This is a genomic window from Bradyrhizobium algeriense (assembly GCF_003062295.1).
Classification (GTDB): domain Bacteria; phylum Pseudomonadota; class Alphaproteobacteria; order Rhizobiales; family Xanthobacteraceae; genus Bradyrhizobium; species Bradyrhizobium algeriense.
This window is the reverse complement of record NZ_PYCN01000002.1, coordinates 464281-478892: the sequence shown is the minus strand read 5'-3', so window position 1 is coordinate 478892 and position 14612 is coordinate 464281. Positions and strand designations below refer to the sequence as shown.

The 14612-nt window shown below is 64.0% G+C and carries 13 protein-coding genes; 8 read left to right on the top strand and 5 right to left on the bottom strand.

Translation table 11 applies throughout. The features are described 5' to 3' along the window. Positions 1 to 114: 114 nt before the first annotated feature. On the bottom strand, positions 115 to 636 hold the full coding sequence (locus C7G61_RS06365; RefSeq protein ID WP_108513230.1) for a DUF1269 domain-containing protein: 522 nt from the start codon (positions 634 to 636) through the stop codon (positions 115 to 117). A gap of 523 nt (positions 637 to 1159) precedes the next feature. On the opposite strand from C7G61_RS06365, the gene glsA reads away from it, so the two are divergent. The 4 genes from glsA to C7G61_RS06340 all read left to right on the top strand — a co-directional run bounded on the left by glsA (position 1160) and on the right by C7G61_RS06340 (position 6297). Further along, positions 1160 to 2158, top strand: a complete 999-nt coding sequence (glsA, locus tag C7G61_RS06360; protein WP_108513229.1) for a glutaminase A — start codon at positions 1160 to 1162, stop codon at positions 2156 to 2158. 74 nt (positions 2159 to 2232) lie between these two features. Next, positions 2233 to 3882 (top strand): MFS transporter, encoded by a 1650-nt coding sequence (locus C7G61_RS06355; protein WP_244608148.1) that lies wholly within the window; start codon positions 2233 to 2235, stop codon positions 3880 to 3882. Positions 3883 to 4275: 393 nt separating this feature from the next. Then, the gene (locus C7G61_RS06345) at positions 4276 to 4848 is read left to right on the top strand and encodes an HdeD family acid-resistance protein (RefSeq protein WP_108513226.1); all 573 of its coding nucleotides are present in this window, start codon (positions 4276 to 4278) and stop codon (positions 4846 to 4848) included. Positions 4849 to 4974: 126 nt separating this feature from the next. Continuing rightward, complete coding sequence (locus C7G61_RS06340; RefSeq protein ID WP_244608179.1) at positions 4975 to 6297, top strand: metal-dependent hydrolase family protein; 1323 nt, start codon at positions 4975 to 4977, stop codon at positions 6295 to 6297. A 3-nt stretch (positions 6298 to 6300) separates the two neighbouring features. On the opposite strand, the gene C7G61_RS06335 is transcribed toward C7G61_RS06340, so the two are convergent. Both C7G61_RS06335 and C7G61_RS06330 read right to left on the bottom strand, forming a co-directional pair. Next, the gene (locus C7G61_RS06335) at positions 6301 to 7269 is read right to left on the bottom strand and encodes a diacylglycerol/lipid kinase family protein (protein ID WP_145963562.1); all 969 of its coding nucleotides are present in this window, start codon (positions 7267 to 7269) and stop codon (positions 6301 to 6303) included. A gap of 185 nt (positions 7270 to 7454) precedes the next feature. Further along, entirely contained in the window at positions 7455 to 8765 is a 1311-nt protein-coding gene (locus tag C7G61_RS06330; protein WP_108513467.1) for a hypothetical protein, read from the bottom strand. Positions 8766 to 8841: 76 nt separating this feature from the next. Here C7G61_RS06330 and C7G61_RS06325 point away from each other — a divergent pair, with 76 nt between their 5' ends. Continuing rightward, the gene (locus C7G61_RS06325) at positions 8842 to 10041 is read left to right on the top strand and encodes an MFS transporter (protein ID WP_108513223.1); all 1200 of its coding nucleotides are present in this window, start codon (positions 8842 to 8844) and stop codon (positions 10039 to 10041) included. On the opposite strand, the gene dgcA is transcribed toward C7G61_RS06325, so the two are convergent. Beyond that, a complete protein-coding gene (gene dgcA / locus C7G61_RS06320) occupies positions 10011 to 11006 on the bottom strand; it encodes an N-acetyl-D-Glu racemase DgcA (RefSeq protein WP_108513222.1) in 996 nt (331 codons plus the stop codon). The two genes, C7G61_RS06325 and dgcA, sit on opposite strands and share 31 nt — an antisense overlap. A gap of 141 nt (positions 11007 to 11147) precedes the next feature. Here dgcA and C7G61_RS06315 point away from each other — a divergent pair, with 141 nt between their 5' ends. The 3 genes from C7G61_RS06315 (at position 11148) to C7G61_RS06305 (ending at position 14088) form a co-directional block, all read left to right on the top strand. Next, positions 11148 to 12281: an ABC transporter permease gene (locus C7G61_RS06315; protein WP_108513466.1), complete on the top strand. Its 1134-nt coding sequence runs from the start codon at positions 11148 to 11150 to the stop codon at positions 12279 to 12281. A 2-nt stretch (positions 12282 to 12283) separates the two neighbouring features. Continuing rightward, positions 12284 to 13054 carry an ABC transporter ATP-binding protein gene (locus tag C7G61_RS06310; RefSeq protein WP_108513221.1) on the top strand — a complete coding sequence of 257 codons (771 nt, stop codon included), beginning with the start codon at positions 12284 to 12286 and terminating at the stop codon, positions 13052 to 13054. Between the two features lie 131 nt (positions 13055 to 13185). Next, on the top strand, positions 13186 to 14088 hold the full coding sequence (locus C7G61_RS06305; RefSeq protein ID WP_108513220.1) for an MlaD family protein: 903 nt from the start codon (positions 13186 to 13188) through the stop codon (positions 14086 to 14088). A 230-nt stretch (positions 14089 to 14318) separates the two neighbouring features. Here the strand turns inward: C7G61_RS06305 and C7G61_RS06300 are convergent, their stop codons facing one another. Beyond that, entirely contained in the window at positions 14319 to 14612 is a 294-nt protein-coding gene (locus tag C7G61_RS06300; protein WP_108513219.1) for a hypothetical protein, read from the bottom strand.

Here is a 14612-nt window from a genome sequence, read left to right as displayed (position 1 = left end):
TACCACGCGATGAAAAGAAGGATCCAAAGTGCGAACATCCAAACCACGTAAGGCGGCATCAGCGCGACGCCGCCATAGTCGCAACCGGCTGATCCTTCAGTTGGCTGCCGCGGGCTAAGCGGCATTCGTTTTTGGCGCCGGCTGCCCGGTGCTCGCTTTCGCGAGCGCGTCGCGAAGCTTCTGCTCCTTGCTGTCATCCAGCGAGGTCTTGAGCACGGTGCCGCCGGCGTCCTGAATTTCCCGCAATACCTTCTCCGGCGTCATGTTCTTGACGAGTACGAACAGCGCGGCGTTGCCGGGTTGCATGCTTGTGGAGAGCTCCTTCATGAAGGCGTCATCGATGCCGTAGTCCGACAGGGCACCGCCGAGCGCGCCCGAAGCCGCGCCGAGCGCAACACCAAGGATGGGATTGAGGAAGATCACGCCGATCAGAAGTCCCCAGAAACTGCCCGATACGGCTCCTATGGCCGTCGTGTTGACGAGCTGGTTCAGCTTGACGGGGCCGGCCTCCGTCTTCACGGCAATCACGGCATCGCTGATCGAGATCAGATATTCCTTCTGCAGTTTGAACAGGCGTTGCCGCACTTCCTCGGCCTTTGCCTCGGATGGGTAGATGATGGCGATCATATCTGACATCTCCGTGTCCTCCAGCTTGATGTGATGGACCTGCTGCAGGCCGAACGGGGCGTTGACGGATCAACGCTCCTTCCGCCGCGCAGCGCCGCTGCCGGCAAGTCCGCCGGCGGCGAGGATGATCCCGCAGAGCCGTTTATCAGCGGCGCGTTGCGGGTCGCTCGGTAGCCGTGCGGCACAAGCCCCACGCTATCACAACCTGCGGGCGAACGGATCACGGTTCGCTGATCGCGCTCATCAAACCATGACAGCGCTCGGTCAAATTGGTTGCTAATTCGCTGAGGTTTGTCGATGACATCACCGTCAGTGTCGCGCGATTTGTCACAAAATTTTGTAGCGGAACACACTCGCCGCAAACCTACTTTAAGGTTGTGCGATTGACTCGATGCACCCCTGAACACTACGCTCATTGCAGGTCACAAAAAGCTGAAGCGGTCGATGGAGGCCGCTTTTCAGCGCGCAATCCGTGTTGCTGAACGGCTCGGCGATCTTCAGGTAGATCGCTTCAGCCGCCGGGAGGGGTCCAATGGACTTTCCTTCGACCGCGGTACAAGCAGAGCGGCCATACGTCTCGACGGGACATCTGCCCGAGCCCGAGATAGTACAGAGGCTGGTGTCCGATGCCCACCGGCGTTTCAAGTCGAATGCCGAAGGGCGCAATTCACAAGTCTATCCGGCGCTTGCCAGGGTTCCGAGGGAACTGTTCGGGATCTGTGTGGCCGGCACCAGCGGCCGCATCTATGAGGCCGGAGACACCGAGTTCAAATTCTCGATCATGAGCGTGTCGAAACCGTTCGTGTTCGCGCTGGTTTGCGAGACGGTCGGCCCCGAGGAGGCGCGCGCAAGACTGGGCGCGAACGCCACAGGATTGCCGTTCAACTCGCTCGCCGCCGTCGAGCAGGGCGCTGGCCGGACCAATCCGATGGTGAATGCGGGTGCGATCGCGACCACGAGTCTTGTGCCGGGCCTGACAGCGGAAGGTCAATGGCAATTCATTCACGACGGGCTGTCGCGCTTTGCTGGTCGCAAGCTCGCGCTCAATGAGGAGGTTTACGCCTCGGCGTCGCAAACGAACTACCGCAACCGCAGTATCGCCCGGCTGCTGCAGAGCTACGACCGCATCTATTGTGACCCCAAGCAGGCGACCGATCTCTACACCAGGCAGTGCTCGCTGAATGTAAGCGCCAGAGATCTGGCGGTGATGGGGGCGACACTGGCGGACGGTGGCGTCAATCCCGTTACCCGGCAGCGCGTGGTTGAAGCTTCGGTTTGCCACTATGCGCTCACCGCAATGATTACCGCGGGATTGTACGAGACCTCGGGCGACTGGCTTTACGACATCGGCCTGCCCGGCAAGAGCGGGATCGGCGGCGGCATCGTCGCGGTTTCTCCGGGCAAGGGCGGCTTCGGCACTTTCGCGCCGCCGCTCGATGCGGCCGGCAACAGCGTGAAGGGACAACTGGCGGCGAAATTCCTGTCGCAGCGGCTGGGAATGGATTTGTTCGTGTCGCAACCGGAAAACTGATGCAGATGCAAAGAGCGGCTTGATCGAGCCTGTGGCTCGGTCGATCCAAAAGCCGAGCAACTCGGGAGGACGCCATGGCGACGCACTCGATACCGATCGGAGCAATCCGGGAACGAGCGAGGGAGTCGTGGGTGCCGATGATTGCGATCGCGCTCGGCCAGATGATCATGTCCTTTAACGTCGCCTCGCTGCCGGTCGCGCTCGGCGGGATGGTCAAGAGTTTCGGGGTGGCGCCGACCACGGTCGCCACCGGCATCGTGGCCTATTCGATGCTGGTGGCCGGCTTCGTCATGCTCGGCGCCAAGCTAGCGCAACGGTTCGGCGCGCTGCAGGTTTTTCGTTTTGCCGTCGTCCTGTTCTGCGCATCGCAGATATTGATGACCTTCAGTCCTACGGCAACGCTGATGATCGTTGCGCAGGCGCTTTGCGGCGCGGCGGGGGCGGTCATCGTGCCATCGCTGGTGGCGCTGATCGCCGAGAACTATACGGGGCGGCAGCAGGCGACGGCCGTCGGCGCGCTCGGCTCCGCACGTGCGGCGGCCGGCGTGCTGGCGTTCATCATCGGCGGCGTGCTCGGCACCTATATCGGCTGGCGCCCGGCGTTCGGAATCCTGATCGCGGTTTCCGCCATTGTCTTCCTGTTGAGTTTCCGTCTCAAGCGCGATTACGGCCGCCCCGACGTGCAGATCGATATCTTCGGTGTCGTGCTGGCCGCCTCTGCCATCATCCTCATCAGTTTCGGTTTCAACAACCTGAACGGCTGGGGTCTTGCGCTGGCGACCGCCAATGCGCCGTTTGATCTGCTCGGCCTTTCGCCGGCGCCGGTCATGATCATTCTCGGTGTCGTGCTTGGGCAGGCGTTCCTGACGTGGACGCACCGGCGGCAAGCGGCGGGGAAGACGCCGCTGCTGGCGCTTCAGGTGATCGACTCGCCGGAAGAGCGCAGTGCGGTCTACGCGCTGTTTGCCGTGGTCGCGCTGGAGGCGGCGCTGAATTTCTCGGTGCCGCTGTATATCCAGATCGTCCAGGGCCGTTCGCCGCTGGCGACCGCGATTGCGATGATGCCGTTCAATCTGACGGTGTTCTTCACGGCGATGCTGATCGTCAACATCTATGACCGGCTGACGCCGCGGCAGATCGGCCGCTATGGCTTCATGCTGTGCACCATCGGCCTGGTGTGGCTCGCCTTTGTCGTGCGTAACGACTGGAGCGAGGTCCCCGTGATTCTCGGCCTGGTTCTGTTCGGCATCGGCCAGGGTTCGCTGGTGACGCTGCTGTTCAACATCCTGGTCACGGCCTCGCCCAAGGAACTGGCGGGCGACGTCGGTTCACTGCGCGGTACCACGCAAAATCTTGCCGCGGCGGTCGGAACGGCGCTGGCAGGTGCGCTTCTCGTCGGCCTGCTGAGCTCGATCGCGCTGACCAGCATCGCGGCGAACCCGGTGCTGCCAAAGGAAATCCAGAGCCAGGTCGATCTCAACAACATCACGTTCGTCAGCAACGACCGGTTGCGCAGCGTGATGGAAGGCACGACCGCCGCGCCGCAGCAGGTCGAGGAAGCCGTGCGCGTGAACACCGAGGCGCGGCTGCGCGCGCTGAAGATCGGGCTTCTGATCATGGCCGGCCTTGCGCTGCTGGCAATTATTCCGGCAGGCCGGCTACCGAACTACCTGCCGGGTGAGATTCCGAGCGATGCGCCGGGTAGCCGATTGAGGTCGGGCTGATCTGTGAGCATGCGGGGAAGGGGGCGTCCCAAGAAGGAGAACAACAATGGATGCAATCGACCGTCGCACTGCGCTCCGGACCCTGATGTGTGGTGCCGTGACCGTCGGCCTGGGCGCAAGCCTGCTACCTGATGTAGCCGAGGCGATACCGCTCGCGATGCAGAAAGATCCCGGAAAGCACGCTGGAGAATTCAAGCTGGAGACTCAAGGCCCTGGCACGCGGCCGCCTGGACGGCCGCCCACGCGGCCATCGCGGCCTCCCCCTCATAGGCATCGCCGCCATCGTCGTCGTCGCCGTTGGGTCTGCTGGTGGCATCGCGGCCGTCGCCAGTGTGGCTGGCGATGGAAATAGCGGAACTAGAGGTCGGTGAGGCCTGAGGTGAGGAGAATGACATGACGACATATGACAGCAGTTCGCGCATGGGCGCCGGTAGTCTGCCGGCGCCGCCGTTCTGGATTTGTGTGCTGCTTGGGCTCGTGATGATCGGAGCCGGAATCCTGGTTCTCGGCGACATCATGCTCGTCACCCTTATCAGCACCGTCTTCATCGGCTGGGTCGCCATCATCGCGGGCGCCTTCGAGATCATCCACGCCTTCTGGACCAAGGGATGGGGAGGGTTCGTCTGGCAGGTGCTTCTCGGAATCCTGTACATGGCATTCGGCATCGTACTGGTGGGCCAGCCGGTCGCCAGCGCGCTGATCCTCACCTACATCCTCGGCATGGTGCTGCTGATTTCGGGTTTCGTTCGCATCCTGCTCGGCATCAGCCACTGGCGACAGGCGGGCTGGATCATGCTACTTTCGGGAATATTCGGCGTCTTGGCCGGTCTCGTGATCGTGACGGGATTCCCGATGACGGGATTGTGGGTCCTTGGATTCGTGCTCGGCGTCGACCTGATATCCCACGGGATCGGGTGGCTTTCTTACGCGTGGCTGCCGACGACGAGGACAGCGAGCAGCGCCTAGCGGTGGATGTAGTTGCTTCGTGCCCAGCCGTGCGTACTTGGAGGGAGGTGTTACGTGCCCTTAAGCGAATGGTCCGGAGTCGTCAAAATCCTGGCAGTCGCCGCGGCCTTAAATCTCACCGCGGCACTGCTCCCTGCGCAAGCCCAGCAAGGCGCGGCGGTCCTGTTTCAAAACGTACGCATCTTCGACGGCAGGAGCGGCACGCTTTCAGCCTCGTCCAATGTCCTGGTCAGGGACAACAAGATCGCGAAAATCTCGCCCGCAGCGATCACGGCGGACGCCGCGCAAACGGTCGTCATCGAGGGCGGAGGACGCGTGCTGATGCCCGGCCTGATCGACGCGCATTGGCACGCGATGTTGATCCGCCCAACGCCGGCTGCCGCCATAGCGGGCGACGTCGGCTACAACAATCTTCTTGCGGCTGCGGAAGCGACGGACACGCTCATGCGGGGCTTCACCACTGTTCGCGACGTGGGCGGGCCGAGCTTTGGGCTCAAGCAAGCCATTGATGATGGCCTCGTCCCCGGTCCTCGCATCTACCCGTCCGGCGCCATGATCACGGTCACCAGCGGCCATGGCGACTTCCGGCAGCGTTCCGAGCTGCCAAGAACGATCGGCGGCATGCTCGCCCGCATGGAGCAGGTCGGCGGCGCCATGGTCGCGGATAGTCCCGACGAGGTGCGCGTGCGCGTGCGCGAGCAGCTCATGCAGGGGGCGTCCCAGATCAAGTTGACGGCGGGCGGCGGGGTGTCATCGCCCTTCAGTCCGATCGACGCCGTCACCTTCACCGAGCCCGAATTGCGAGCCGCGGTCGAAGCGGCCGAGAATTGGGGCACATACGTCGTTGCGCATGCCTTTACGCCGGCTGCAACCCAGCGGGCTATTGCCGCCGGCGTGAAGTGTATCGAGCACGGCTTTCTGATGGACGACGCGACTGCCAAGCTGATCGCCGAGAAGGGCGTTTGGCTGAGCTTGCAGCCGCTCCCCGAGGAGATGAGGCAAAACCTTCGCGAGGGTTCAGTCGAACGAGCCAAGGCGGATGAGGTCTGGCCGGGCATAGGCAAGGCATACGAGTTTGCGAAGAAGTACAAGCTCAAGACGGCGTGGGGCACCGATGTTCTGTTCGCCCCCGCGCTGGCCCAGCGCCAGGGGGCAATTCTGGCCTCGCTTGTCCGTTGGTACACGCCCGGGGAAGCACTCGCCATGGCGACCGGAACGAACGGCGAATTGCTGGCACTATCCGGTAAGCGCAATCCCTATCCGGGAAAGCTTGGCGTGGTGGAGGAAGGGGCACTGGCTGACCTGCTGCTGGTGGACGGCAATCCACTCGACAACATTAAACTGATAGAGGATCCAGCAAGGAATTTCCTCGTCATCATGAAAGACGGGAAGATTCACAAGAACCTCGTCGGGGGTGACAAGGCCAAACCAGATCGGGCGTCGCGGTGAGCGCTACTTCGAGGACGAAGCGAGTTCGGGCCAGGTTCGATTGTGGACCGCTACCTTGAGGTGGAACGGCAGCACCGTGACCGACATCGGCAATTGTCCGATGCTTTCGCCGTCGACGTCGGCACGGACCATGCGATCGCTGTCGATGGTGACCCGCGTCGCGTGGCTCCGCGACACCTTCGGGTGCGCGAGATAACTGCCATCGCCGAGGTTGGGGACGATCCTGGTCAGGGTTTCCCAATGTCCGATGTCGCCGACCAGGATCAGGTCGAGCTTGCGGTCGCCGGGGTCGGCACCGGGCGCGAGCATCAGGCCTTCGCCCGCGCCGTCGAAGCTGCACAGCATCAGCGACCACATCGGCAGGCTCTGCTCGGCTTCGTCGTCGATCCTGATGCGATAGTTGCGGGGGTTGTAAGTCAGCGATGTGAACGCCGTCATCAGCACGTAGCTGATCGGGCCGAGCCGCTTCAGGAGCGGCACGCGTTGCGCCCGCCAGGAAATCGTGGCGGCGGCGCCGACGATAGCGAGCACGAAGCCGTAGCGCGTCACCTGGCCGCCCGCATAGCCCTTGGCGTCGGCGCGGAATACATCGATGTCGCGCGTGTGGCCCATGGCTATGGCCTTGCTGGCCTCGTCGAGCGAGAGCTGGCCGAAGGAACGGGAGAGTTCGTTCGAAGTGCCGCCCGGCAGTTGCGCCAGCACGAGGTCGGGCGCGATCGGCCGGTCGTCCGAGATCACGCCATTCATCACCTCGCTGAAGGTGCCGTCGCCGCCGACGGAGATCAGGCGCCGGCAACCGGCATCGACCGCTTCTCGCGCCAGCTTCGTCGCGTGATTGGGCGCGCGGGTCATCGTGATGTCGTCGTCATCGATCGGGCCGAGGTGCTTTTCGAGTCCGGCGCGAATCTGCGGCCAGCGCTTGCCGCAACCGCCCTTGTTCGCCATCGGATTGACGATGATCCTGGTTTTCACGGCGATCTCCGCTTGCGAAGACAATCGCGCCAGCTTGACGTCGGCGAAGGTGTGAAGCAACCGGAAAGCGAACTATTCGCAGATGCAACAAAATGCTGCGAACGCGTCGTGGAGCCCGGAGCGCTTCGAGCGGCGACGCACAGGGTCTTTTACAAGCAGAGGGTCTTTTACAAGCAGGGGGCCTTTTACGAAAAGAACGCGATCTTCTCGGCCTGGCTCATGCGCCGGATCGGTGCCAACGGGTCGTTGGCCGCGGTGACGGGCTTTCGCAGCATGCCGCTCGCGATGATGGTCGAGCCGAGTGACACTTCCACAGGCGCAGGTGGCACAGGTACGGCGGCGGGCGGCGGGGGTGGCTGAACCACCTGAACCACCCGTTGAACCGGCGGCGGCGCCGGCACGGCGACCGGCTCGGGCGCTTTCGCGATGATCGCGGGAGCTATTGGCGCAGGCTCCGCCAGGCGGACTTGCTCGGCTACCGCTTCGGCGATCTCGTCGTCGCTGATCGGATCCGGCGCGCCCATCTCCATCGCGATCATGTCGAGGACCGCCTCGTCCTGGGCATCGGCGTCTTGGAGGCCAGCGTCTTGGAGGTCGGTGTCTTGAAGGTCGGCGTCTTGGGGGTCGGCGTTCTGGACCGCGGCTTGTTGGAGCGCGGCTTCCTTGGCTGCTGCGGCCGGCGGCGTTTCCGTTTGCGTCAGCACGGCTTCCACCGCCGCTAGCATGGCCTCGGCGGGCTTGGCCCGCGAAGCGGACGGTGCCTCGGCAGCTTGCTGTGCCAAAGCTGCTGCGGCTGTCTCGGCCGCCGGGGGCATTTCCGGCGCGGCCGGGGAGGGCGCCGCCGCTTCGGTCTCGGCAGCTGGCGCTAACGAGCGGTCGTCGTCGCCGAATTCCACAAGCCGGCCCTGCAGGGCGGCAAAGGCCGCACGCAGCGCCGCTCGCGCCTCCTCGGAGGAGAACTGGTCGGTGCCCTTTTCGATGACGGTGACCTGCGAATCGATCAGGTCGCAGATCCGCCCGTCATTGCCGATTTCGCGCAACCGCCAGGCGATTTCCCGCAGCACCCGTGCGCCCTTGCGGACCGGCGCTAGCCGCTGTTCCAGCGCGAGGCTGTCGAGCGCTTCCACCGCCGATTCCTCGGCGGCCTCGACCGAACTGCGGATGGCGGCGAGCGCCTCGGTCAGGCGCTCTTGCGCCGCGGCCGCCGCGGCGACCGCCTCCGCGGCCTGCTGCGCCGAAAGGCCTTCCTCCCGCTGGAGGCTTGCCTCCCGCTCAAGGTTCTCTTCCCGCTGGGCGGTGAGGCTTTGCTCGATCCGCGCCACCGCGTCCAGCACCATGCGGGTGTCGGCGTTGCGGTTGCGCTTGGCGTATTCGGTCAGGAACCAGCGGCCCCGCGAAGTCTCCATGAAGGCTTCGGCGATCGCGGCATAATCCTCCTCTCTCGGCAGCGTAGCGCGTGCTGAGATCGGCGAAAGGGCGAATGCTTCGTCGGCCATGTCAAACTCTTCGCGCAAATCAGCGCGCATTGCGATAACGAGACAACACGATATTGCCCGAATCGCAATTGAATTGATGCAGAGCGAATCACAAATCCCCATCGCATCTCAAGGTGCATCCAGGCGTTTCGCGACGCGGGTGGCTCTCTTTTACGGCACGCTGTTCGGCATGACCGGCACCCACCTGCCGTTTTTCACGGTCTGGTTGAAGGCGGTCGGCATTGATGCGTTTTGGATAGGGCTGATCACAGCCGTCCCCCCGGTGACCAGGTTTACGGTGCTACCGCTGGTGACCGGCCTTGCGGAACGGCGTCAGGCCTTGCGCGGAGCGATAATCGTGACCGCCTTTGCCACCGCCCTGGGCTTTTTCATCCTGGGCACCCAGCATCTGCCGGTGCTGGTGTTCCTGATCTACGCCCTGACCTGCTGCCTGTGGACGCCGATGGTGCCGCTGACGGATGCCTATGCGTTGCGGGGGGTGAAGCGCTATGGCCTCAACTACGGACCGTTGCGGCTGTGGGGCTCGGCCGCCTTCGTCCTCGGCGCGCTGGTCTGCGGGGTGCTGCTCGACCTCATCGCCGCCCGAAACCTGATCTGGATCATTGCAGGCTCGGCCGCGCTCGGGGCGCTGGCCAGCCTCGCACTGCAGCCGCTGGACGACACCCGGACGGCCCGCCCGGGCACCGGCAGCGCGGGCGCGTTGCTGCGCGACGGCGGTTTTATCGCGATCATTGTGGCGTCGGCGCTGATCCAGGGCAGCCATGCCGCCTATTACATTTTCGCGTCGATTGCCTGGCAACAGGCGGGATATGACGGACTGACGATTGCGGTTCTGTGGGTCCTGGGCGTGATTGCCGAGATCGTGCTGTTCGCGCTGTCGCCGCGCTTCAGCCTGCAACCGTCGATGCTGGTGATGATCGCGGCCCTGAGCGCGGCCGCACGCTGGGCGATAACGGCGCAGGACCCGCCGCTGGCTGTTCTCGCCATCGTCCAGCTCGCGCATGCGCTGAGCTTCGGGCTGACGCAGGTCGGCATCATGGGATTGATGCTGCATCACGTGCCCGGCCACGTCATGGCGCGCGCGCAAGGCTATCTGACCGCCTGCGGCGGCATCGTCGCCGGCCTCGCGTCGATCGCGTCAGGCACGATCTATGGGACCTGGGGGCAGGGCATCTATTACGTGATGGCGGTCATGGCCGCCTTGGGCGGGCTGGTGGTCTGGCTGGCGCGGGACCGGCTCTCGCGTCAGCCCCACAAGGCGGCTTCCGGCGGATAGACCAGGCTGCCGTCGTAGCGCAGCCCGCCATCGCGGTCGCGCGCCAGCAGCAGGGGACCGTCGAGATCGACGAATCTGGCCTGTTGCGCCAGCAGCATGGCCGGCGCCATCGCCAGCGAGGTCGCGACCATGCAGCCGATCATGATTTCAAAGCCGAGCGCTTGCGCGGCATCGGCCATGGCGAGCGCCTCCGTCAGCCCGCCGGTCTTGTCGAGCTTGATATTGACGGCGTCGTAGCGCGTGCGAAGGCCTTCAAGCGAGGCGCGGTCATGCACGCTTTCGTCGGCGCAGACCGCGACCCTTCGCTTGATGCGCGCCAGCGCCTCATCTCGCCCGGCCGGCAGCGGCTGCTCGACCAGCGTCACGCCGGCGTTGGCGCAGGCGGCCAAATTGTATTCGAGATTGTCCGGCGTCCAGGCTTCGTTGGCATCCACGATCAGTTCGGATTCCGGGGCCGCCTTGCGTACCGCTGATATCCGTGCGTCATCGCCGTCCCCGCCGAGCTTGATCTTCAAGAGCGGCCGATGCGCGGCCTTTGCGGTGGCTGACGCCATGGCTTCCGGCGTGCCGAGCGAGATCGTGAAAGCGGTGGTGCAGGAGCGCGGCGCGGGCCGGCCGAGCAGGGTCCAGACCCGCTGGCCGCTGCGCTTGGCCTCGAGGTCCAATAGTGCGCAATCCAACGCGTTGCGGGCGGCGCCGGCGGGCATCGCCGCCTGCAGGGCCGTTCGGTCCAGCCCCTTGGCAAGCGGTTCCTGCATCGCGTTAAGCGCTTCAAGTGTTGCTTCCGGGGTCTCGCCATAACGAGGGTAGGGCACGCATTCGCCGCGGCCGCCCTTGCCGTCATGGCTGACGGTGGCGACGACCGTGATGGCCTCGGTCTTGGCGCCCCGGCTGATGGTGAAGGCGCCTGCGATCGGCCAGCGTTCGATGCTGGCGGCAAGCTTTCGGGAAAGGCTGGAAGTCATTTTAAAATCTGGCAATTTTCTGAACCGCAAGCTTGCTCGCTGCAACCAACTATGGCTGGTTAGGGACAGATTCTACAAGGCAAGCGGCGTGCGGAACCTGACGTTTTTCAGGGGGCGCATATCGGCCGAAGGGTGGGCATCGTGAGCGGCAACCCGACATTGGAGCGGATAGCCAGGGGCAACGCGCTGGCGCTGTGCGCGGCCGGCTCGTGGACGGCCCGCTTTGCGCCGGTGCTGGAACGAATGGTCGCCGACGCAGAGAAGCTCCGCGGCACCCGGCCCGACATCTTTATCGACGTCTCCCAGGTGTCGAAGCTCGACACGTTCGGGGCCTGGCTGATCGAGCGGCTGCGGCGAAGCCTGACCAAGGGCGGTGTCGAGACCCAGATCGCCGGGCTCTCGGCCAATTATGCGAGCCTGGTCGACGAGGTACGCCGCGTGAAGGCCGAGCCGATCGTCGAAACCGACCGCGTGACGATCACGGGCATGCTGGAGCAGATCGGCCGCAGCGTGGCCGGCGTCGGCGGCACCCTGATCGGGCTGATCGACATGCTGGGCGCGGTGCTCGCCGCGGCCGCCCACGTCCTCATTCGCCCGCGCGGCTTCCGCCTGACCTCGACCATCCATCATCTGGAGCAGGTGTGCTGGCGCGCGGTGCCGATCGTGGTGCTGATCACGTTCCTGATCGGCTGCATCATCTCGCAGCAGGGCATCTTCCATTTCCGCAAGTTCGGCGCCGACATCTTTGTGGTCGACATGCTGGGCGTGCTGGTGCTGCGCGAGATCGGCGTGCTCTTGGTGGCGATCATGGTGGCGGGCCGCTCGGGCTCGGCCTACACCGCCGAACTCGGCTCGATGAAGATGCGCGAGGAGATCGACGCGCTGCGCACCATGGGTTTTGACCCGATCGAGGTTCTGATCCTGCCGCGGATGCTCGCGCTGGTGCTGGCGCTGCCGATCCTGGCGTTTCTGGGTGCGATGGCCGCACTTTACGGCGGCGGGCTGGTGGCGTGGCTCTATGGCGGCGTCGAGCCCGAAGCCTTCCTGCTGCGGCTGCGCGACGCCATATCGATCGACCACTTCATCGTCGGCATCATCAAGGCGCCGGTCATGGCCGCGGTGATCGGCATCGTCGCCTGCGTCGAGGGGCTGGCCGTGCAGGGCAGCGCCGAGTCGCTCGGCCAGCACACGACATCCTCGGTCGTGAAGGGGATCTTCTTCGTGATCGTGATGGACGGCGTGTTTGCGATCTTCTTCGCATCGATCGGAATGTGACCATGGCGGGTGAGATTTCCGACGCCATCATCCGGGTTCGCGACATCACCGTGCAGTTCGGCAAGACGCGCGTGCTCGACGGGCTCAACCTTGACGTCAAGCGCGGCGAGATTTTGGGCTTCGTCGGCCCCTCGGGCGCTGGAAAATCGGTGCTGACGCGGACCATCATCGGCCTCGTGCCGAAAATCGCCGGACGTATCGAGGTGTTCGGCGTCGACCTGGACGCGGCGAGTGCCGCGGAGCGCCGCAGCGTCGAGCGCCGCTGGGGCATCCTGTTTCAGCAGGGCGCGCTGTTTTCCTCGCTCACGGTGCGCCAGAACATCCAGTTTCCGGTGCGCGAATATCTCAAGGTCTCGCAGCGACTGCTCGACGAGATCATGGTGGCCAAGCTCGGCATGGTGGGCCTGCGGCCCGAGGTCGCCGACCGCTATCCGTCCGAACTCTCCGGCGGCATGATCAAACGCGTCGCGCTGGCGCGCGCGCTCGCGCTCGATCCCGAACTGGTGTTCCTGGACGAGCCGACCTCGGGGCTCGATCCGATCGGCGCCGGGGATTTCGACGAGCTGGTGCGCACCCTGCAGCGTACTTTGGGCCTGACCGTTTTCATGGTAACCCATGACCTCGACAGCCTTTATACGGCCTGCGACCGCATCGCGGTTTTAGGGAACGGTAAGATCATTGCAGCAGGATCGATTGCCGACATGCAGGCCTCGCAGCATCCCTGGCTGAGGCAATATTTCCACGGCAAGCGCGCCCGTGCGGTCATTGGCTAGAAGGTCATGGGCTAGAGAGCATGATCACGAAGTGCGCACCGGTTTTTGATGAGATCATGCTCAAACAAGCGATAAACGACGGGTCTGATCGGCGAGGCTGAACAGACCCAGGTTCCGGAGTACCTTGAGTTATGGAAACGCGGGCGAATTACGTCCTGATCGGGGCCTTCACGCTGGCGGTGATCGCCGCCGCATTCGGCTTCGTGCTGTGGTTTCAGAGCCTGCACACCACCAAGCAGCGCAGCCCGATCCGCATCGTGTTCGAAGGTCCGGCGTCCGGCCTGCGCAACGGCGGCAGCGTCAACTTTAACGGTATCCGGATAGGGGAGGTTGTATCCGTTAAGCTCGACAACCCGCGGCGCGTGGTCGCACTCGCGATGGTCGAGAACAACGCCCCGATCCGCAAGGACACGCTCGTCGGCCTCGAATTCCAGGGACTAACCGGCGTCGCGGCGATCTCGCTGAAGGGCGGCGAGGAAAATGCGGCTGCCGTGCCGCTCGACGAGGACGGCGTGCCGATGCTGACCGCCGATCCCGGCGCGCTGCAGGACGTGACCGAGTCCATCCGCGCCACGCTGCAGAACGTCAACCGGCTTGTCGCCGACAACCAGGAGTCGGTGAAGAACTCGCTGCGGAATCTCGAGACCTTCACCGCCGCGCTCGCGCGCAACTCCGAGAAGATCGACAATGTCATGCTCCGGGTCGATGGCGTGATCGGCAAAGCCGACAGTCTGATGCTCGGGCTGAACACGATCGCGGGCGGCGCCGCCGGCGGCGAATTGAATCTGATGGTGAAGTCGATCCGCGAACTGGCCGAGGATTTCGACAAGCGGTCGGGCGCGCTGATGGCCGATGGCCGCCGCACCCTTTCCGACATCAGCCGCGCCGTGAACAATTTCGATCGTAATCCGAGCCGGGTGATCTTCGGCGGAAGCAACAACGCCGCGCCGGCGGAATCAAGCGCGGCCGCCCCGAGGCCGGCGCCAACCGCGGCAGTTCCGCCGAGAGCGGCGAGCGGGCAGAAGCGGCAGTAAGGGGGCGAATGGCGAATAGCGAATAGCGAATGGTTCGCCATGCTCTGTCATCGTCCACGAAGCTGCGCTTTCACCGCGTCATTGCGAGCGAAGCGAAGCAATCCATAGCTTCCGCGCGGACAGCATGGATTGCTTCGTCGCTTTGCTCCCTTGCGCAAACGCTTCGCGTTTGTCGCAGGCAATGACGGCGGTCAGCGAGCGGAAGCTGCTCGACCTCATCTTGTAGCATCTTATAGGAGATCGATTTTTCTCATCTGTGCGTTCGAGAAGTACTCGACCTTTGCTTCCGGTAGCTGTAGTTGGGCCTGCCGCGCGATTTCGATGCCTTCCTGATCTATTCGTTGGTTTTCGGCTTCATCATTGAACTGATGGTAGTGGGCGGTTTCGTAGTCGATCACCCACCTTTCGATCCTTCGGACGAGTTCAGGAGAAAATCCGGCATGCTTGGGATCGAGATATCCTCCAATGAAGGGATTCCGGACCCCTGTTCCTGAGAGCATTCCATCAATTGTTAGATAGCGCAT